14 protein-coding genes are annotated in these 19,506 nt (G+C 69.5%); 8 read left to right on the plus strand and 6 right to left on the minus strand.

The genetic code is table 11. The features are described from left to right. The first annotated feature begins 132 nt into the window (after window positions 1-132). From ACZ5CR_RS14860 to ACZ5CR_RS14885, 6 genes are all read left to right on the plus strand, one after another. Window positions 133-885, plus strand: coding sequence for a GntR family transcriptional regulator (locus tag ACZ5CR_RS14860; RefSeq protein ID WP_468857422.1), 753 nt, complete (start codon window positions 133-135; stop codon window positions 883-885). Window positions 886-1,063: 178 nt separating this feature from the next. Continuing rightward, window positions 1,064-2,758, plus strand: coding sequence for a purine-cytosine permease family protein (locus tag ACZ5CR_RS14865; protein ID WP_468857423.1), 1,695 nt, complete (start codon window positions 1,064-1,066; stop codon window positions 2,756-2,758). 204 nt (window positions 2,759-2,962) lie between these two features. Beyond that, entirely contained in the window at window positions 2,963-3,154 is a 192-nt protein-coding gene (locus ACZ5CR_RS14870) for an SPOR domain-containing protein (RefSeq protein ID WP_389903648.1), read from the plus strand. A gap of 10 nt (window positions 3,155-3,164) precedes the next feature. After that, window positions 3,165-3,551: a (deoxy)nucleoside triphosphate pyrophosphohydrolase gene (locus ACZ5CR_RS14875; protein ID WP_468857424.1), complete on the plus strand. Its 387-nt coding sequence runs from the start codon at window positions 3,165-3,167 to the stop codon at window positions 3,549-3,551. Window positions 3,552-3,781: 230 nt separating this feature from the next. Next, window positions 3,782-4,198 carry an ATP-binding protein gene (locus ACZ5CR_RS14880; protein ID WP_468857425.1) on the plus strand — a complete coding sequence of 139 codons (417 nt, stop codon included), beginning with the start codon at window positions 3,782-3,784 and terminating at the stop codon, window positions 4,196-4,198. Between the two features lie 166 nt (window positions 4,199-4,364). Then, complete coding sequence (locus ACZ5CR_RS14885) at window positions 4,365-6,983, plus strand: SpoIIE family protein phosphatase (RefSeq protein ID WP_468857426.1); 2,619 nt, start codon at window positions 4,365-4,367, stop codon at window positions 6,981-6,983. Between the two features lie 40 nt (window positions 6,984-7,023). Here ACZ5CR_RS14885 and ACZ5CR_RS14890 read toward each other — a convergent pair whose 3' ends face one another. The 6 genes from ACZ5CR_RS14890 to ACZ5CR_RS14915 form a co-directional block, all read right to left on the minus strand. Continuing rightward, window positions 7,024-7,737, minus strand: a complete 714-nt coding sequence (locus ACZ5CR_RS14890; RefSeq protein WP_468857427.1) for a PspA/IM30 family protein — start codon at window positions 7,735-7,737, stop codon at window positions 7,024-7,026. A gap of 124 nt (window positions 7,738-7,861) precedes the next feature. After that, complete coding sequence (locus ACZ5CR_RS14895; protein WP_468857429.1) at window positions 7,862-9,976, minus strand: TPM domain-containing protein; 2,115 nt, start codon at window positions 9,974-9,976, stop codon at window positions 7,862-7,864. A 158-nt stretch (window positions 9,977-10,134) separates the two neighbouring features. Continuing rightward, window positions 10,135-10,989 carry a succinate dehydrogenase/fumarate reductase iron-sulfur subunit gene (locus tag ACZ5CR_RS14900; RefSeq protein WP_468857431.1) on the minus strand — a complete coding sequence of 285 codons (855 nt, stop codon included), beginning with the start codon at window positions 10,987-10,989 and terminating at the stop codon, window positions 10,135-10,137. Next, window positions 10,986-12,923, minus strand: coding sequence for a fumarate reductase/succinate dehydrogenase flavoprotein subunit (locus tag ACZ5CR_RS14905; RefSeq protein WP_468857433.1), 1,938 nt, complete (start codon window positions 12,921-12,923; stop codon window positions 10,986-10,988). Before ACZ5CR_RS14905 ends, ACZ5CR_RS14900 begins: the two co-directional genes overlap by 4 nt. Beyond that, window positions 12,923-13,756 carry a hypothetical protein gene (locus ACZ5CR_RS14910; RefSeq protein ID WP_468857434.1) on the minus strand — a complete coding sequence of 278 codons (834 nt, stop codon included), beginning with the start codon at window positions 13,754-13,756 and terminating at the stop codon, window positions 12,923-12,925. The genes ACZ5CR_RS14905 and ACZ5CR_RS14910 overlap by 1 nt, the downstream gene beginning before the upstream one ends. A 172-nt stretch (window positions 13,757-13,928) precedes the next feature. Then, the gene (locus ACZ5CR_RS14915) at window positions 13,929-14,243 is read right to left on the minus strand and encodes a hypothetical protein (RefSeq protein WP_468857435.1); all 315 of its coding nucleotides are present in this window, start codon (window positions 14,241-14,243) and stop codon (window positions 13,929-13,931) included. 376 nt (window positions 14,244-14,619) lie between these two features. Here ACZ5CR_RS14915 and ACZ5CR_RS14920 point away from each other — a divergent pair, with 376 nt between their 5' ends. Together ACZ5CR_RS14920 and typA are read left to right on the plus strand one after the other, a co-directional pair. Then, the gene (locus ACZ5CR_RS14920) at window positions 14,620-16,992 is read left to right on the plus strand and encodes an ABC transporter family substrate-binding protein (RefSeq protein ID WP_468857437.1); all 2,373 of its coding nucleotides are present in this window, start codon (window positions 14,620-14,622) and stop codon (window positions 16,990-16,992) included. A gap of 495 nt (window positions 16,993-17,487) precedes the next feature. Beyond that, the gene (typA, locus tag ACZ5CR_RS14925; protein WP_468857439.1) at window positions 17,488-19,362 is read left to right on the plus strand and encodes a translational GTPase TypA; all 1,875 of its coding nucleotides are present in this window, start codon (window positions 17,488-17,490) and stop codon (window positions 19,360-19,362) included. The last annotated feature ends 144 nt before the right edge of the window (window positions 19,363-19,506 follow it).

The raw sequence follows: 19,506 nt of genomic DNA on the forward strand, positions 1-19,506 counted from the left end.
TGTGGAAAGCTCCTGCGTAAAGACCTGCCCGCCCGAAAATCATCACTTCGGGTGATTCTTTGGCCTCGGGTTGCGGCCAACAACCGTCGGTTGCCAGGCTGTTGCTGTCTGTCAACCTGATGGGAGTGGCCAGTGACTTTCGGTGAACAGCCGGCGTATCTGCGTGTCGCGGGTGATCTCCGCAAGAAGATCGTCGACGGTTCGCTGCCGCCGCACACCCGGCTCCCCTCGCAGGCCAGGATCCGCGAGGAGTACGGGGTGTCGGACACGGTCGCCCTGGAGGCCCGCAAGGTCCTGATGGCCGAAGGTCTGGTCGAAGGGCGTTCCGGATCCGGCACCTACGTGCGCGAACGCCCCGTGCCCCGCCGCGTGGCGCGCACGGGCTACCGGGCCTCCGGCGGCTCGACGCCCTTCCGTCAGGAGCAGGCGGAGGACGGCGCGCGCGGCACCTGGGAGTCCCGCAGTGAACAGGCGGAGGCGAGCAGCACGGTCGCCGAGCGCCTCGGCGTCCGCGCGGGCGACCGCGTGATGTGCACGAGGTACGTCTACCGCGACGCGGGCGAGGTGATGATGCTCTCCACCTCCTGGGAGCCCCTCGCCGTCACCGGACGCACTCCGGTGATGCTCCCCGAAGAGGGGCCGCTCGGCGGCTGCGGAGTGGTCGAGCGCATGGCGGCCATCGACGTGGTCGTGGACAACGTCGCGGAGGAGGTCGGCGCGCGCCCGGGTCTCGCGGAGGAACTCATGTCGCTCGGCGGCGTCCCCGGCCATGTGGTGATCGTCGTGCAGCGGACGTACTACGCGTCGGGCAGGCCGGTCGAGACGGCCGACGTCGTGGTGCCCGCGGACCGGTATCGGATCGCATACCACCTGCCGGTGAGATGACCCCGCCCTCCGGCGTACGCCCGGAATCCGGACGGGCCCGTCCGCCCGCCGTGATCGCGAGTTAACGCGCCCCCGACTTCCGTAACGCCGGAGCAATCACGCCCCGCGGCAACTTGTCATGTACGGCTCCTAACTTCATCGCCCGTACCCGCAATCCGGTCGGACGACAGGAACCTTCATGACGGATACGGCCACCCGCGACACCAGCGCCGCCGCAGGACCACCGCCCAAGCGCAGCTACGCGAAGATGGCGGCCGACGAGAGCCGCGAGGACTACTCCCTGCGGTACGCGCCGCACTCCTTCCGGCGCTGGTCGCCGACGATGGTCGCCTCGACCGCGCTCGGCGGCATCGCCTATCTCGCGGACTTCGCGATCGGCGCGTCCATCGTCTTCACCTACGGCTTCACCAGTGGACTCGCCTCGATCCTGTGTGCCGCGACGATCATCTTCGTCACCGGCATCCCGATCGCGCGGGCCTGCGCCAAGTACGGCCTCGACATGGACCTGGTGACCCGGGGCGCGGGCTTCGGCTACTTCGGCTCGACGCTGACGTCACTGATCTACGCCTCGTTCACGTTCATCTTCTTCGCGCTCGAAGGCTCGATCATGGCCCAGGCCATGCACCAGGCCGTCGGGCTCCCGGTGGAGTTCGGCTACTTGATCACGACGCTCATCGTGATCCCGATCGTCTTCCGCGGCATGGGCGCCCTGGCCAAGGTGCAGGCCTGGACGCAGCCGATCTGGCTCGTCGGGATGGTGCTGCCCTTCGTGGTGCTCGCCTTCGAGGCGCCGGACGCCTGGGGAGCCTTCGCCTCCTTCGGGGGCACCGAGGGCGCGGGCAACGGCTTCTCCTGGGTCGCCTTCGGGCTCGGCACGGGGGTCGCGCTCTCGCTCATCGCCCAGATCGGCGAGCAGGCGGACTATTTGCGCTTCATGCCGGCGAAGACCGAGCAGAACAAAAGGCGTTGGAATCTGGCCGTTCTCGCGGCGGGTCCCGGCTGGGTCATCATCGGCGCGGCCAAGCAGCTCGGCGGCGCGCTCCTGGCGTTCGTGGCCCTGGAGGCCGTCGGCAAGACGCACGCCCTGGAACCGATCGCTCCGCAGATCGAGGCCCTGAAACCCTGGCTCGGCTCCTTCGCGCTGCCCGCAGCGGCCCTCTTCGTGATCGTCTCGCAGATCAAGATCAACGTGACCAACGCCTACAGCGGCTCGCTGTCCTGGTCGAACTTCTTCTCCCGCATCACGCACAAGCACCCGGGCCGGGTCTGGTACATCTTCCTCAACCTCGCCATCGCGCTGACGCTGATGGAGATGAACATGTTCGCGGCCCTCAACAAGCTGCTCGGCTTCTACTCGAACGTCGGCATCGCGTGGATCGTGGCGGTCGCCGCCGACCTCGTCATCAACAAGAGGATGGGCTGGAGTCCCCCGTACATCGAGTTCAAGAGGGCCTACCTCTACGCGGTGAACCCTGCGGGCTTCGGCTCGATGGTGATCGCCTCCGTGGTGTCGATCCTGGCCTTCTTCGGTCTCTTCGGGGAGTACGCGGAAGCCTTCTCGACGTTCATCGCGGCCGGTCTCGCCGTCACTCTCTGCCCGTTGATCGCCTGGGCGACGAAGGGCAAGTACTACCTGGCGCGTCCGAACCCGGTGAACGGCCCGCACGTCGATGTCCCCGACGTGACGGCCACGCACGCGTGCGGCGTCTGCGAGACGGCGTACGAACTCCCCGACATCGCGGACTGCCCGGTCCAGTCGGGCCCGATCTGCTCCCTGTGCTGTTCGTTGGACGCGGAGTGCGGAGACGTCTGCCGTACGTCGCCGTCGCAGACGCCGGTCCTCATGCCGATGCCGACGGTGCGCGCCGAGTGAGGTGGGCTCATATCGGCTGAACGGTTGCCACAAGGGGGCGCACCCGGCAGGGTGCGCCCCCTTGGCGGTGGCCAATTGCGTACCTCTTTGTGCAAAGTCGTATCCGCTGAGTGAAGGTCGGGCGTAGGCTCGGGCATATGCGGAATGCGGTTTCCTTATTGATCGAGGCGTGGCGCACGCCGGGGCGGCGAGCGGAGGGGTGCGATGAATGACGGGACGGTCGTGCTTCCCTGGCTCGTGATACGCCAGGACGACAACGGCAACCGCTACAGGGTGGGCAGGTACGCCACGAAGGCCGAGGCCGAGAAGATCGCGAACAGCCTCGACGAACGCGGACAGCAGCAGCTGTACTGGGTGGAGAACCTGAGCCGGAACGGCAGCGCGCCGACCGCATAGGCTCCGGCGTATGACGGAACGGATCGTGGTGGGCGCCGCCCTGTACGACGAAGGGCGCCTCCTTGCCGCGCGGCGCAGCGCACCCCCTGAGCTCGCGGGCCGCTGGGAACTGCCCGGCGGGAAGGTCGAGCCCGGCGAACTGCCCGAGGAAGCCCTGACGCGGGAGTTGCGCGAAGAGCTGGGCGTCGACGCCGAACCGGTCGCGAGAGTGCCGGGCCAGTGGCCGCTCAAGCCGGGATACGTCCTGTGGGTGTGGACGGCGAAGCTCCTCTCGGGAGCCCCCGAGCCCCTTCAGGATCACGACGAACTGCGTTGGCTCTCCCCTGGCGAGGTCTGGTCCGTGGAGTGGCTGGACGCGGACGTCCCCGCGGTGGCGGCCGCGATCGAGTGCCGCTGAGTGATCGAGTGCCGCTGAGCGGGCGGGTGCCGTTGAGTGACCGGCGCCGCTGACTGTTCGAGTGGCCCCGAGTGGGGGAGCGCGCGAGGTGACGTCTCCCGGCGCTTGAGCCCCACCTGCGCCGTTCGTGCCACAGTGCGCCTTGGTGAGCGGTAATTCCGGCGGTATATGGGGTATGTGCCCATTAACCCCATGAAACCGGACAAGGGTCCGCTGTTGCTGGTCTGGAAGTGATCGGCGTGATCGACACCGAAGGCGACTGCGCCGAGTGGGATTTTCCCGCGGACCCGGGCGCCGTGCGCACAGCCCGTGCCGTCGTCCGCGAGCAGCTCGGTGCCTGGGATCTCGCCGCCATGGGCGACATCACCGTCCTCCTCGTGAGTGAACTGGTGACCAACTCCCTGCGGCACGCCTCGGGCCCCATCGGCGTACGCCTCGTACGCCCTGCCGGGCCTCTGGGCACCCTTCTCGTAGAGGTGTCCGATCCGCTTCCCGACCCGCCCCAGGAGCGCGATGCCGCCCCTGATGACGAGGGGGGCAGGGGTATCCAGCTGGTGGCCCGTGTGTCGCGGCGCTGGGGGACACGACAGGGCAGGACGGGGAACACGGGGAAGACGGTGTGGTTCGAGCTGGTGCTACCGGGTTAGAAGACTGGCAGCGTGGGGCGGACACAAGACGGCCACGGGCCAAAAAGAGTTGAGTCCGTGCTGTGATCGTGAACGCCGTGTGGCATGGCTCCGTAGTGCTGGATACTGCGGGCAGCCGCATCCGGTGACCGGTGCCGGACGTGGTGAGCTGGAGGGGACGGTTCGCGTGAGCGAGATACCAGCGAAGGCGACGGAGCAGGACGGTCCGTCGGGTGACGCTAGGGGCGTAGCTGCGGATGACGTGGTGTGGCAGAGCAGCCCGCCCGGATCGATCTACGACTACATCAAGGTGGCCTCGTTCTCGATCGGCCCGGACGGCCTCATCGACCAGTGGAGTCAGCGGGCCGAGCGGCTGTTCGGGGTGCCTGCGCACGATGCCGTGGGCAAGGACCCGATAGAGGCCTTCGTCGCGCCCGAGCTGCGCAGCAGAGGGCACCGCAAGATGGCGGAGATCCTGGACGGCAGAGAGTGGACCGGGTCCGTCCCCTTCCGGGCCCCCGGACAGCCTGACGGACCCGAAGCGAGCTCCTTCGGGGGGTCCGAAGGCGTCGCCGAGGTCTATGTGATGCCGACCGAGACGGAGGACGGCGAAAGGGCCGCTGTCTGCATCGTCGTAGACGTACGGGCACTCCGGCAGATCGAGACCGACCTCGCCGCTTCGCAGGCAATTTTCGGCCAATCTCCCTTCGGCTTCCTTCTGTTCGGCACGGACCTGAAGGTGCAGCGGGCCAACCGCCGCTTCGCCGCGGTCTTCGGGGGCGGCATCGAGGACCATCGCGGCCGCACCGTCCGCGACTATCTGCCGCGGCACGAGGCCGACCGCATGGCCGCCGCGCTCAAGCGCGTCCTGGAGACCGGCGACTCCGTCACGGACATGCAGCTCGTCGGCCCCGCGCCCGGCAGCAACGAACGCCGGCACTGGTCGATCAATCTCTACCGCGTGCACAGCGGTTCGGGCCGCCCCATAGGCGTCGCGGGCCTGGGCACCGACGTCACCCGGCGGCACGCCGCCGCCCGCGAGGCCGCCCACGCCCGCCGCAACCTCGCCCTGCTCAACGAGGCGGGCGCCCGCATCGGCAACTCCCTCGACCTGGAGACGACCGCACGTGAACTGCTCGACGTCACCGTCCCCGGCTTCTGCGACCTCGCCTCCGTAGACCTCTATCAAGGGCTGCTCGACGGCGACGAAACCCCTCCGGGCCTTGCCGACGGAAGCGCCGAACTGCGCCGCGTCGCCTTCGCGAGCGCCGTCTCCGACGCGCCCTTCCCGGAGGGCGGTCACCCCATAGACGTGGGCGCCGTACACCGTTTCCCCTTCACATCGCCCTGCGCCGACTCCTTGCGCACGGCACGCCCCCGGCTCGTCTCCGCGGCCGACGACGGGTCCGCGAGCAGGCTCACCGGCGGGCTCATCCAGTCGACGCTCGCCGTGCCGATGGTCGCCCACGACACCGTCGTCGGCCTCGCCCAGTTCTCCCGCACGAAGGGCAGCGAGCCCTTCGGAGAGCGCGACCGCGCCCTCGCCGTCGAGCTCGCCGCGCGCGCCGCGGTCTGTATCGACAACGCCCGCCTCTACCGCCGCGAACACGAACGCGCGCTGATACTGCAGCGCTCCCTGCTCCCGCCCGACGACCCCGAGGCGTCCGGCCTGGACATCGCCTGCCGCTATCTCCCCGGCAACGCGGCCACCGAAGTCGGCGGCGACTGGTTCGACGTCATCGAACTGCCCGGCCACCGCACCGCCCTGGTCGTCGGCGACGTCATGGGCCGCGGCCTGCGCGCCGCCGTCGCCATGGGAGAACTGCGCACCGCCGTACGCACCTTGGCGCTCCTGGACCTGGAGCCCGCCGAGGTCCTCTCCGCGCTCGACGAGATCGCCCGCGGCCTCGGCGACCCCTCGGGCACCCAGCAGGCCACGCGAGCGGCCCGTCAGACGCGTTCCGCGCGCGAGACGGACCTCTCCGAGGTCTACCTCGCCACCTGCGTCTACGCGGTCTACGACTCCGTCACACGCCGCTGCACCTTCGCCAACGCGGGACACCTGCCGCCCGTACTCGTCGAGCCCGGCGAATCGCCGCTCATGCTCGACGTGCCGCCCGGGATGCCGCTGGGAGTCGGCGGCGAGCCCTTCGAGGAGGTCGAGGTCGAGCTGCCCGACGGCGCCCTGCTCGCGCTCTACACCGACGGGCTCGTCGAATCCCGCGACCATCCCCTCGACGAGGGCCTGAACGCCTTCGTACGCGCTCTCGACGACCCCGCGCCCGCCCTTGAGGACGTCTGCGACCACGTCCTGAACACCCTCGACACCCACCACGGAGAGGACGACATCGCGCTGCTCATGGCCCGCATCCAGGGCCTGCCCGCCGAGGCCGTCGGCGACTGGACCCTGCCGCGCGACCCGAAGTCGGTGGGCCGGGCACGCGAGCTGGCCTGCGACCAGCTGCGCACCTGGGACCTCGAACCGCTCTGCGACACGACCGAACTGCTGGTCAGCGAGCTGGTCACCAACGCCCTGCGGTACGGCGAAGGCGACATCCGGGTCCGTCTCCTGCTCGACCGCACCCTGGTGTGCGAGGTCTGGGACGCGGGCCTCGTCCAGCCGCGCCGCCGCCGGGCGCGTGACACGGACGAGGGCGGCCGCGGGCTGCAGCTGGTCGGCCTGCTGAGCGCCGCGTGGGGCTCGCGCAGGACGCCGCGCGGCAAGACGGTCTGGTTCGAGCTGCCGTTGCCGGACAGCGGGGTGCGGCAGATGGACGCGGCGGAGGCGCTGCTCAGCCTCTTCTGAGGGCTGCTTCTGATGCTGAGGGCCGCTTCGACCGGTCGTGTCACGTAGTGGCCTTCAGGGCGGCGAGGCGGGCCGTGATCTCCGCCTCGTCGCCCAGGCTGTCCAACTGTTCGAACTGCGCGTCGAGGGACGACGCGGCGAGCTCCTGCTTGCCGAGCGCCCTGGCCTCCTCGCGGCGCACCTTGTCCTCGAAGCGGCCCAACTCGCTCGCCGGGTCGAGCACATCGATGCTCCGGGCCGCGTCCATCATCTGGTTCTGCGCCTGCGCGGTCTTGGCACGGGCGACCAGCTGATCGCGCTTCGACCCGAGCTGGGTCAGCTTGATCTTCATCGCGTCGAGCCCGGACTTCAGCTTGTCGACGACCTCGGTCTGCGAGGCGATCGTCGGCTCGGCGTCCTTGGCCTCCCGCTCGGACTGCAACTGGCGTTGCAGCGCGACCTTGGCAAGCCCGTCGAACTTGTCGGCCTCCACGGCGCTCCCGCCGGACCGCAGCTCGTCCGCCTTCTTGCTGGCGGCCACCGCCTTGGTGCCCCACTCGGCGGCGGCGTCCTGGTCCGCCTTGTGGTCCAGTTCCAGCATCCGCAGATTGCCGATGGTGGTCGCGACCGCCTCCTCGGCCTCCTGGATGTTGTTCGTGTAGTCGCGGATCAGCTGGTCGAGCATCTTCTGCGGGTCCTCGGCCTGGTCGAGGAGGGAGTTGATGTTGGCCTTGGCGAGCTGGGCCACGCGTCCGAGGATCGTCTGCTTGGTCATCACGGCTTCCTTCTATGAAGGTCGGTCGGTAGTGGTGCGCGTCGGCTGTTGGTGGTGCGCGTCGGTCGTAGTGGTGCGAGTCGGCCGGTAGTGGTGCGCGTCGGTCGGCAGGAGTCCCGGAGCGTCAGAACCTTCCGCCCCCGCCCATCCGCCCCCGGGTCCCGCCGCCACCGAAGCTTCCGGGTCGGCCTCCGCCGAAACCGCCGCCTCCGTAGCCGCCGCTTCCGCCGCCCCTGCCTCCGCCCCTGCCTCCGAGAAGCTCGCCGAGGATGATGCCGCCGAGGACCGCGCCGCCCATGCCGCCGCCGCGGCCGCCGCCGACTCCACCACCGCCTCCGTAGGGGGTGCCGTAGCCGCGTACGTCGCGTTCGGCGAGCTGCTGTGCCTGCCGGGCCTGTGCGTCCGCCTGCTGGGCCTCGGCGAGCGCCGCGGCCGGATCGGTGTCCTGGACGGCCTCGGCGCCCGAGAGGTGCCGCTGGGCCTCGGCGAGGCGGGTCCTGGCCTCGCTGCCGACCCCGCCCCGGTGCGTGTCGATGAAGTCCGCCGCCGCTCCCACGGCGCTGCGCGCGGTGAGCAGGGCCTGGCCGAGGAGGGTGGCTGCGCGCTGACGGCTGACCTCGCGTTCGCGGGCGCCCGTGAGGGACTCGTCGAGGACCGTGTCGGCCTCCTCGACCCGGCGCAGGGCGTCGATCGGGTCGTGCGGGCCCGCCGCCATCCTCTTGCGGACCTCGGCGACCACCGTTTCCGCCCGGGCGATACGGCCGTGCAGGTCAGCCGTGGAGGCTCCCGCCGTGGTGCCCTCAAGGAGGCCGCGTGCCTCGGCGAGGTCGGTCTCCGTCTCGGTGAGCGCGGCGGGGAGCTTCTCGGCTGCGAGGGCCAGCTCGTCGGCGAGGCGGTCGACGGCGTCCACGAAAGTGCCCGCCTGGTCGACGGCGCCTTCGGCGGCACGCAGATGGACGGCGGCCTTGCCGTTGTCGCCCGCGTCGATGGACTGACGGGCTTCGTTGAGGTGCGTCGTGGCGAAGACGAGACGGTCCTTGGCCTGCTCCACGTGGCCCACGACGGACGCGGACGCGGAGGGCGCGTACTGCTCCCGGATCGAGCCAAGGGTGCTCTCCGCGGCGGTGGTGCGCCCGGCGACCTGCCGGAACACCGTTTCGGCGTGCTCCAGGGCCTTGGCCGCGTCGCGTTCGAGCGCGCGCAGCTGGTCGAAGCCCGCGGCTTCCGCGTCGAGGCGCCGGCTCGCGTCGGTGCAGCGCGCGACGATCTCGTCCAGCATGGTGCGCCTTGTCGCGTCGTCCTCCGGATAGGCGTCGTCCAGCTGCTGGCGCAGTGTGAAGGCCTTGGTCAGCTCGGAGCGTGCGTGGGCGAGCGCGTCCGTGAAGGGCCGCACCGCCTCATCGCCGAACTGGGCGGTGGCGAAGCCGAGTTCCTCGGCGCTGGTGCGGATCGCGTCGTCGGTCTCCACCAGGAGCTGCTTGCTCTGTCTGTCGAGCTCCGGGAGCGGGGTCGGCCGTTCGCCCGCCGCCCCCTTGCCCCAGCCACCGCCGCCGGGCGTCGTACGCGTGTTGGCGCGCCGTTTGCGGCGGCTGTACGCGACCGCGGCGAGGACGCCCGCGCCGCCGACCACCACGATGGGCAGGACCAGGTCACCGGCGGCTCCGTCGCCGCCACTGCTGTTGCCGCCGCCCGGATCGGAAGCCCCAGGGGTGGGCGTCGGAGTGGGAACGGGCCGGCCGGAGAGGGCCGCGCGGTAGCCGTTCGCGGCGCCGATGGCCGCGCCCGCCCAGTCGTTCTGCCGCAGCGCGGGCTTGATCGCGGTGGTCGCGACGTCCTGGAGCTGGGCCTCGGTGAGCTTGGAATCGACGTCTACGGAGTAGGCGTACTGGCGGTCGTGCGTGGCGACGGCGAGCAGCGCGTCGTCGAGGCCGAGCCCGTTGCGCTCGGCGGTCGCGTCCGCCCAGTCCTGTGCGCCGCGTCCGGAGAAGTCACGTACGTAGACGACGAAGAGCTGTAGGCCGCCGTCGTCGTAGAGCTGGTCGAGCGCCCGCTCGGTGGCGTTCTCGCGGTCGCCGAGCGCCCCCACCTTGTCGGTGATCTGGCCGCCACGGGAGAGCGTGACCGGGTCGTCGGCCGGGGCGGCGAGTGCTGCGGGGGCGGACAGGAGCAGCAGGCACCATGTGAGCAGTGCGGTGGCTGCCGCTGTCGCCCGCACGGTTATGTGCGAGGGCGGCGTCACATTTGGGAGCGTATGACCGTCTTGGGGGGTGCGCGACCGGGGGGCCTCGCGGTACGTGTCCGCGGGGCCCCGGCGGTCCACTCAGACGCTGAACCGAGCCGCCGCCCGACGTTGCCGCCGCCGGGATGCTGAAGCCCACGAACACCGCAGCGTCAGCGTCACTGCTCTCCCCGCCGCCGGATCTTGTTCCCGAGCCAGACCAGCGGATCGTACTTCCGGTCGACCGCCCGTTCCTTCAAGGGAATCAGCGCGTTGTCCGTGATCTTGATGCCCTCCGGGCACACCTCCGAACAGCACTTCGTGATGTTGCAGTAGCCGAGCCCGTGTTCGTCCTGGGCGGACTTCTTGCGGTCGAGGCCGCTCTCCGCCGCCGCGTCCAGCGGGTGCATGTCCAGCTCCGCGACCCGCATCAGGAAGCGCGGCCCTGCGAACGCCTGCTTGTTCTCCTCGTGGTCGCGCACCACATGGCACGTGTCCTGGCACAGGAAGCACTCGATGCACTTGCGGAACTCCTGGGAGCGGTCCACGTCCGCCTGCTGCATGCGGTACTCGCCGGGACCGAGGTCCGCCGGTGGCACGAAGGCCGGTACTTCCCGTGCCTTCGTGTAGTTGAAGCCGACGTCCGTCACCAGGTCCCGCACCACGGGGAAGGCCCGCAGCGGTGTCACCGTGATGACGTCCTCGCGGTCGAACACCGACATCCGTGTCATGCACATCAGCCGAGGCCGGCCGTTGACCTCCGCCGAGCACGAACCGCACTTGCCCGCCTTGCAGTTCCAGCGCACCGCCAGGTCGGGGGCCTGGGTCGCCTGTAGGCGGTGGATGATGTCGAGGACGACCTCGCCCTCGTTGACCTCGACCTTGAAGTCCTTCAGGTCGCCGCCCTCGACGTCTCCGCGCCAGACCCGGAACCGCGCGTCGTACGACGTGCTCGAAGGACTGGAAGGACTGGAAGAACTCGAAGGGCTCGAAGGGCTCGAAGAGCTGGAAGGACTCGGTGTAGTGGTACTCACTCGTAAAGCTCCTCTTCGGCCAGGTACTTGACCAGCTCTTCCTTCTCGAAGAGAGCAAGCAGGTCGGGACGGATGGGCTCGGTGGTGACCCGCACCAGATCGATCTGGCCGCGCACGGGGTCCGTGGCCGCCAACCCGCCTGAGGGGTCGGTCAGTTGGCAGAGCAGGTTCGCGCGGCGCCATTCGCGGTTCATGCCCGGATGGTCCTCGCGGGTGTGCCCGCCCCGGCTCTCCGTGCGCTCCAGGGCCGCCCGCGCCACGCACTCGCTGACCAGGAGCATGTTGCGCAGGTCGAGCGCGAGGTGCCAGCCCGGGTTGAACTGGCGGTGGCCCTCGACGCCGGCCCGCCGTGCCCGCACCCGCAGCTCCGCCAGCTTCTCCAGGGCCCGCTCCATCTCGCCCTCGCGGCGGATGATGCCGACCAGGTCGTTCATCGTCTGCTGGAGTTCCTGGTGGAGGGTGTACGGATTCTCCGGCGTCGCCCCGTCCTCGGGACCCTCCGCGCTGAACGGCCGCAGGGCCTCGGCCGCGGCCGTGTCCACCTGGACCTCGTCCACCGGAGGCCGCGCGTCGGTCCCGCCGAACCCGGCCGCGTACCGCGCCGCGTGCAGACCCGCGCGCCGCCCGAAGACGAGCAGGTCGGAGAGGGAGTTGCCGCCGAGGCGGTTGGAGCCGTGCATGCCGCCCGCGACCTCGCCCGCCGCGTACAGGCCCGGCACGCGCTGTGCCGCCGCCGTGTCCGACTCGACCGCGATGCCGCCCATCACGTAGTGGCAGGTCGGACCGACCTCCATCGCCTCCGCCGTGATGTCGACGTCCGCGAGCTCCTTGAACTGGTGGTACATGGAGGGCAGTCGGCGCCGGATGACCTCGGCGGGCATGCGCGTCGACACGTCCAGGAAGACCCCGCCGTGCGGTGAGCCGCGCCCGGCCTTCACCTCGGAGTTGATGGCGCGCGCCACCTCGTCGCGTGGCAGGAGTTCCGGAGGCCGCCGGTTGTTGTCCGGGTCCTCGTACCAGCGGTCGCCCTCGTCCTCCGACTGCGCGTACTTCTCCTTGAAGACGTCCGGCACGTAGTCGAACATGAAGCGCTTGCCCTCGGAGTTGCGCAGTACCCCGCCGTCGCCGCGCACCGACTCGGTGACCAGGATGCCCTTCACCGAAGGCGGCCAGACCATTCCCGTCGGGTGGAACTGCACGAACTCCATGTTGAGCAGCGGAGCACCGGCGAGCAGCGCCAGCGCGTGGCCGTCGCCCGTGTACTCCCACGAGTTCGACGTCACCTTGAAGGACTTGCCGATGCCACCGGTCGCCAGGACGACACTCGGGGCTTCGAGCACGAAGAAGCGGCCTGACTCGCGGTCGTAGCAGAACGTGCCGCTGACCCGCGCGCCGTCCTTCAGCACGCGGGTGACCGTGCACTCCTGGAAGACCTTGAGACGCGCTTCGTAGTCACCGAATTCGCGCTCGTCCTCCTGCTGGAGGGAGACGATCTTCTGCTGGAGCGTACGGATCAGTTCGAGTCCTGTCCGGTCGCCCACGTGGGCGAGGCGGGGGTACTCGTGCCCTCCGAAGTTGCGCTGGGAGATGCGGCCGTCCGCCGTGCGGTCGAACAGGGCGCCCCAGGTCTCCAGCTCCCAGACCCGGTCGGGCGCCTCGCGCGCGTGCAGCTCGGCCATCCGCCACTGGTTGAGGAACTTGCCGCCACGCAGGGTGTCGCGGAAGTGGACCTGCCAGTTGTCGCCGGAGTTCACGTTGCCCATGGAGGCCGCGATGCCGCCCTCGGCCATCACCGTATGCGCCTTGCCGAACAGGGACTTGCAGATCACGGCGGTACGCGCACCCTGTTCACGTGCCTCGATCGCGGCCCGCAGGCCCGCTCCTCCGGCTCCCACCACGACAACATCCCACTGCTGCCGTTCCACTTGAGACATCAGAACAACCTCGGATCGTCGAAGACGCCGGACGCGATCAGATACACGTAGAAGTCGGCGAGCGCCACACTCACCAAGGAGGCCCAGGCGAGCAGCATGTGACGCGCGTTCAGTTTTCCGACCCACTGCCACATGCGGTACCGCACGGGATGCTTGGAGAAGTGCTTGAGCTTGCCGCCGACGATGTGCCGGCAGGAGTGACAGGAGAGTGTGTACGCCCAGATCAGCGTGATGTTGACCAGGAACACGAGGGTGCCGAGGCCCATGTGGCCCCACTCGTAGTGCTCATCACGGAACGAGAGCACGGTGTCGTACGTGAGGATGCACGCCACCGGAACCGCCGCGTAGAAGAAGTAGCGGTGGATGTTCTGCAGGATCAGCGGGAAGCGAGTCTCTCCGGAGTACTTCTTGTGCGGCTCGGCCACCGCGCAGGCGGGCGGTGAGGCCCAGAAGCCGCGGTAGTAGGCCTTGCGGTAGTAGTAGCAGGTCAGCCGGAAGCCGAGCGGGAAGATCAGGATCAGCAGGGCGGGGGACAGGCCCCACCAGCTGCCGAAGATCTCCCAGTTGGGCCCCGACCGCATGGGCTCGCAGTTCTCGGCGAGGCAGGGCGAGTAGAACGGTGAGACGTAGGGCGCCGCGTAGTAGTCCGCGTTCGAGAAGGCCCGCCACGTCGAGTAGACGATGAAGGCGAAGAGGCCTGCGGCGGTTACGGCGGGCGCCAGCCACCATCGGTCGGTCCGTAGATGGGCAGCGCTGATCGCGGCGCGCGTCGCCCCTCTCACGCCGCCGGGATCCTGACCGCTTTTCAGATGAGGTTCCGTGCCAGTGGCCAACGAGGCTCGACTCCTTTGTCGTCAGTTCGGTAGCCCTCGGAAGTTCGGTAGCCCTCGGATCGACTGTCCGCAGGTCGGCTGTCCGTAAGCCGTCTGTCCGTAAGCCGTCTGTCCGCAGGTCGGCTGTCCTCAGGTCCGGGGCGACGGCGCCCAAGGCGGGTGCGGTGGTGCCTCAAGGGGCATGCCGGTCGTGCGCGCCGAGGCCCTCGTCGTCCGAGTCCGTCCACAGAGAGCTGTCGTACGGCGTATCGGGGATGGTGACCAGGTCGGGCCGCTTCTGTGGGGCGCCGCCCGGATCCGGGGACGAGGCGCGAAGGAGCGCGACGCTCTCGCGCAGATGGTCGGCGTCCGAGCGGACGCGGCGGACGTCGATCCCGGTAAGACCACCCTGGGAACCCTCGCCGACCTGCTGCTCCAGCTTGCCGACGGTACGGACCAGATCGTCGACGCAGCGCTGAACAGCCGTCAGATCATCCTGCAGAGCCATGACTTGCCCTCACTTCAGGGGTGCGGCGGCAACGTTCATGCGCCTGCGAGTGTCGCGCGTCACATCCCGGCTTGTGAAGGGATCTGCCGGGATTCCCGGCTCGTACGCGCCGAAATGCGCCGGGGTGCACGCCACCGTCCCAGCGCGCTTCAGGGCGCCCGTCGACGCCACCGTCACGCTGGGTCACGCCCGAGGGAGCCCGGTTGGGCCGCACGAGTGGGATCCGGTGCCCCCGCGCCGTGTCGCCCTCACCTGCCGGGGCGTGTCCCCTTCAGTGGATGGATAGATGTGATCAGCTCCATATACCGCCAAACGTGATCAAACCCGGCCCCGGAACTGGTAGCGGGCGGCCGGGCGAGCCCCGGAGGTACCCGCCATGACCCCAGACCGCGCCAGACTGAGATCTGCCGTGTTCCTCGCCACGGGCGTGCTGGCTCTGCCCGCCCTCGCAGCCTGCAGCTCCCAGGACGAGGCGGGTGCGCCGACCGCAGGTCAGGACGTCGCGCCCGCAGCCCGGGATCACGTCGCCGACGGCGGGACCATGAACTGGGCCGTCGACGCGATGCCGGAGACCCTCAACTCCTTCCAGTCGGACGCCGATTCGGGCACGTCGCGGATCGCGGGCGCGGTCCTGCCGTCGATGTTCCGCCTCGACGCGCAGGGCAGGGCGCAGCGGAACGAGGACTTCCTGGAGTCCGCGGAGGTCGTCGCGCGCGAGCCCAAGCAGGTCGTGCTCTACAAGCTCAACCAGCAGGCGGTGTGGAGCGACGGCCGGGAGATCGGGGCCGACGACTTCGCGGCGCAGCAGCGTGCGCTGTCCGGGAAGGACAGTGCGTACTGGATGGCGCGCAACGCGGGATACGACCGCATCGAGAAGATCGAGCGGGGCGCGAACAACCTGGAGGTGCGTGTCACCTTCAACAAGCCGTACGCGGACTGGCGTTCGCTCTTCTCGCCGCTGTATCCCAAGGAGGTCATGGGTACTCCTGACGCCTTCAACGACGGTGCGCGGCGCAAGCTCAAGGTGAGCGCGGGTCCGTTCGCGGTGCAGGACTTCGACACCAAGGCGGACGAGGTCACGCTGGCCCGCAACCCGCGCTGGTGGGGCAGGCCCGCCAAGCTCTCCAAGCTGGTTCTGCGTGAGGTGCCGCGCGAGGAGCGGGCCGCCGCGCTCGCTTCGGGGAAGGTCGACCTCGCGGAGATCGACGCCCCCCAGGCGCGGCGCATCACGAACGCGGCCCGTGACCGAGGGGCCCAGGGTCCGCTGGCCCACGGCCCGGAGGCCCGGCTGACGCCCGCCAAGGCGCTGCGCTCCTGGGCGATCGCCAACGGCTCCGACGAGGAAGCGGCGGACACCGAGCAGCAGGCCCGCGACAAGACGCACAAGGCGATCAAGAAGTACGCCACCGAGCAGACGGGCCTGCGCGGCTACACCGTCCGCAAGTCCCTCGAACCGGCCTACACGCAGCTCGCCCTCAACGGCACCGAGGGCCCGCTCGCCGACGACCGGGTGCGGCGTGCGGTGGCCCGCGCCCTCGACCGCGAGGCGCTCGCCAAGGCGGTCCTCACGCCGCTGGGCCTGCCCGCCAAGCCGGTCGGCAGCCACCTGGCCCTGGCCGGTCAGCAGGCGTACGCGGACAACAGCGGGGCCCTTGGCGACCAGGACACCACCGAGGCGCGGGCGCTCCTCGCCGACGCGGGGTGGACGCCGGGCGGTCCGGTGAAGGAGCCGAAGCACAAGACGGCCGGGGGCGAGGCGGACGCCAAGAAGGCGAAGGCGGACTCCGGCTCCTCCGGCTCCTCCGGATCTGAATCCGACTCCGACTCCGGCTCTGACTCCGGATCCGGGGAGGATTCGGGCGACGACGGCACGTACATCGTCGGCGAGGACGACGGGAAGCCGGGCGACAGCAGTACCTCGGTGCTCGCGCCCGCTCCGGCGGCGGCGTACCAGCAGGCGGCGCTGACCCGTCAGGCCGCCTCCCTCACGGTGCACCGCGAGGCGGACAAGGAGAAGAAGAAGGACCCGGGAGGGCACGCCAAGCAGCACGCGGAGAAGCGAGCCGAGAAGCGAGCCGAGAAGCACACGGACAAGCAGGCCGCGAAGGGCGGTGCGCCCGGTGCGTACGCCCCCAAGGGCACGGCGGCGCCCGACGCGGACACCCCGGCGGCGGGCGGCCCCATGGCCAAGGACGGCAAGCCCCTCACCCTCCGCTTCGTTCTGCCGTCCGGCGAGGGCTCGGAGTCGCTGCGGACCGTGGCCGACCGGATCTCCCGGATGCTGGAGAAGATCGGGATCCGTACGGAGGTGGCGAAGGTCGCCGACGAGAGCTACTTCAAGGACCACATCGCGTCCGGTCAGTACGACCTCGCCCTCTACTCCTGGCCCGCGTCGGCCTTCCCCGCCACGGACGCGCGCCCGATCTTCGCCAAGCCGGTGCCGGCCGCGGACGGCTCGCTGAACGTCGAGCAGAACTACACGCGGGTCGGCACGGATCACATCGACCAGTTGTTCGATCAGGCGGTGGGGGAGCTCGACGAGGACGAGAACCGCGCCCTGGTCAAGAAGGCCGACGCCCGGATCTGGGCCGAGGCCGGTTCCATTCCCCTCTATCAGCGCCCCCAGCTGATGGCCGCCCGTACGAATCTCGCGAACGCGGGTGCCTTCGGCTTCCAGGTTCCGAACTACGAGGACATGGGCTTCCTGAAGCCGGGCGCGAAGCCCGCGGGCAAGCCCGCCGCGAAATAGCTCGAAGCAGTTGAAGCAGCTCGAAGCAGCTCGAAGCAGCTCGAAGCGGCTCTAAGTAGCTCCGTCGCAGGTCACACTCAGATTCAGCTCAACTCCCTTGCCCGCCGGCACGTCCGGCGGGCAAGGTCGTTCCCACCCATTGACCTGCGTGTTCTTCTCCCCACCCACCCCTCCGACTGCCTTGAGGCGAAGTCGGCGATCACGTCGCATCGTGTCCGCGGAACGACGTCACATCGTGTCCACGGTACGAAGACGCCGACGCCCCCTCCCTCGCGACGGCCCAGAAGAGCCGCCCCAGGGCCTCACTGAAGCCGGATGAGCCGCAAAAGCCCTGGTCAGGGCCTCCGGCGGGCCCTCCGCCAGGGCCCCCGGAGGTTGCCTCCCCGTAAGGCACGTAGACTGGGGTGAGGCCGTGGCGTGTTGTTTGCCCGGCAGGGCACGCGTGCCGGACCGTACGCGCGGCCATCCACTCTTCCCGGGAGAAGCGCAGCTCGTATGCCCACGCGCCATGACATTCGTAATGTTGCCATCGTCGCCCACGTCGACCACGGCAAGACCACCCTGGTCGACGCCATGCTCAAGCAGGCCGGCTCCTTCGCCGCGCATGCGGCAGAGTCCCTCGACGACCGCATGATGGACTCGAACGACCTGGAGCGTGAGAAGGGCATCACGATCCTGGCCAAGAACACGGCCGTCAAGTACCACCCGAAGGATGGCGGCGACGTCATCACCATCAACATCATCGACACCCCCGGCCACGCCGACTTCGGTGGTGAGGTCGAGCGCGGCCTGTCGATGGTGGACGCGGTCGTCCTCCTCGTGGACGCCTCCGAGGGCCCGCTGCCCCAGACCCGCTTCGTGCTCCGCAAGGCGCTGTCCGCGAAGATGCCGGTGATCCTGTGCATCAACAAGACGGACCGTCCTGACTCGCGTATCGCCGAGGTCGTCGACGAGACGTACGACCTCTTCCTGGACCTGGACGCGGACGAGGACCAGATCGAGTTCCCGATCGTCTACGCCTGCGCCCGTGACGGCGTCGCCTCGCTGACCAAGCCGGAGGACGGCACCGTCCCGGCCGACAGCGAGAACCTGGAGCCGTTCTTCTCCGCGATCCTGGACACCGTCCCGGCTCCGCAGTACGACGAGGACGCCCCGCTCCAGGCGCACGTCACGAACCTGGACGCCGACAACTTCCTCGGCCGTATCGCGCTCTGCCGTGTCGAGCAGGGCGAGCTGCGCAAGGGCCAGACCGTCACGTGGATCAAGCGTGACGGCTCGCAGTCCAACGTCCGCATCACCGAGCTGATGATGACGGAGGCGCTCACGCGCAAGCCCGCCGAGAAGGCGGGCCCCGGTGACATCTGCGCCATCGCCGGTATCCCGGAGATCATGATCGGTGAGACCCTCGCCGACCCCGAGAACCCGATCGCGCTCCCGCTGATCACGGTCGACGAGCCCGCGATCTCCATGACCATCGGCACCAACACCTCGCCGCTCGTCGGCAAGGGCGGCAAGGGCCACAAGGTCACCGCCCGCCAGGTGAAGGACCGTCTGGACAAGGAGCTCATCGGTAACGTCTCGCTCCGTGTCCTGGACACCGAGCGCCCCGACGCCTGGGAGGTCCAGGGCCGTGGTGAGCTCGCGCTCGCCATCCTGGTCGAGCAGATGCGCCGCGAGGGCTTCGAGCTGACCGTCGGCAAGCCCGAGGTCGTCACCAAGCAGGTCGACGGCAAGACGTACGAGCCGATCGAGCGCATGACGATCGACTCGCCCGAGGAGCACCTCGGCGCCATCACGCAGCTGATGGCGACCCGCAAGGGCCGCATGGAGACGATGACCAACCACGGCTCCGGCTGGATCCGCATGGAGTGGATCGTTCCGTCGCGTGGCCTCATCGGCTTCCGTACGGAGTTCCTGACCCAGACCCGCGGCACCGGCATCGCGCACTCGATCTTCGAGGGTCACGAGCCGTGGTTCGGCGACCTGCGCACCCGTCACAACGGCTCGCTGGTCGCGGACCGCGCGGGCACGGTCACGCCGTTCGCGATGGTCAACCTCCAGGAGCGCGGTGTCATCTTCACCGAAGCCACCACCGAGGTGTACGAGGGCATGATCGTCGGTGAGAACTCGCGCGCCGACGACATGGACGTGAACATCACCAAGGAGAAGAAGCTCACCAACATGCGTGCGGCTTCCGCGGACACGACCGAGAACGTCGTGCCCGCCCGCAAGCTGTCGCTCGAGCAGTCCCTGGAGTTCTGCCGCGACGACGAGTGCATCGAGGTGACCCCGGAGACCGTGCGTATCCGCAAGGTCGTCCTGGACGCCAAGCAGCGCGGCCGCTCCGCCTCGCGCGCCAAGCACGGCTAAGGACGTGGCAAAGCCCGGCTAAATCTTCTGCCGGGTCCACCCACAGCACAACTGCCGTGGACGCTCGGCGAATTCGGCATCTGAGGCCGGTTTCCGCCCCTCCCTCCGGGGAGCGGCGGGACCGGCCTCTCGCGCGTCTGTCGG

It is taken from the genome of Streptomyces sp. NPDC031274, assembly GCF_055570235.1.

Excerpts from the sequence above, each read along its gene's own strand:
- ACZ5CR_RS14865 (WP_468857423.1), top strand. The coding sequence starts at position 1,064 with ATGACGGATACGGCCACCCGCGACACCAGCGCCGCCGCAGGACCACCG.
- ACZ5CR_RS14870 (WP_389903648.1), top strand. The coding sequence starts at position 2,963 with ATGAATGACGGGACGGTCGTGCTTCCCTGGCTCGTGATACGCCAGGAC.
- ACZ5CR_RS14875 (WP_468857424.1), top strand. The coding sequence starts at position 3,165 with ATGACGGAACGGATCGTGGTGGGCGCCGCCCTGTACGACGAAGGGCGC.
- ACZ5CR_RS14890 (WP_468857427.1), bottom strand. The coding sequence starts at position 7,737 with ATGACCAAGCAGACGATCCTCGGACGCGTGGCCCAGCTCGCCAAGGCC.
- ACZ5CR_RS14905 (WP_468857433.1), bottom strand. The coding sequence starts at position 12,923 with ATGTCTCAAGTGGAACGGCAGCAGTGGGATGTTGTCGTGGTGGGAGCC.
- ACZ5CR_RS14915 (WP_468857435.1), bottom strand. The coding sequence starts at position 14,243 with ATGGCTCTGCAGGATGATCTGACGGCTGTTCAGCGCTGCGTCGACGAT.
- ACZ5CR_RS14920 (WP_468857437.1), top strand. The coding sequence starts at position 14,620 with ATGACCCCAGACCGCGCCAGACTGAGATCTGCCGTGTTCCTCGCCACG.
- typA (WP_468857439.1), top strand. The coding sequence starts at position 17,488 with ATGCCCACGCGCCATGACATTCGTAATGTTGCCATCGTCGCCCACGTC.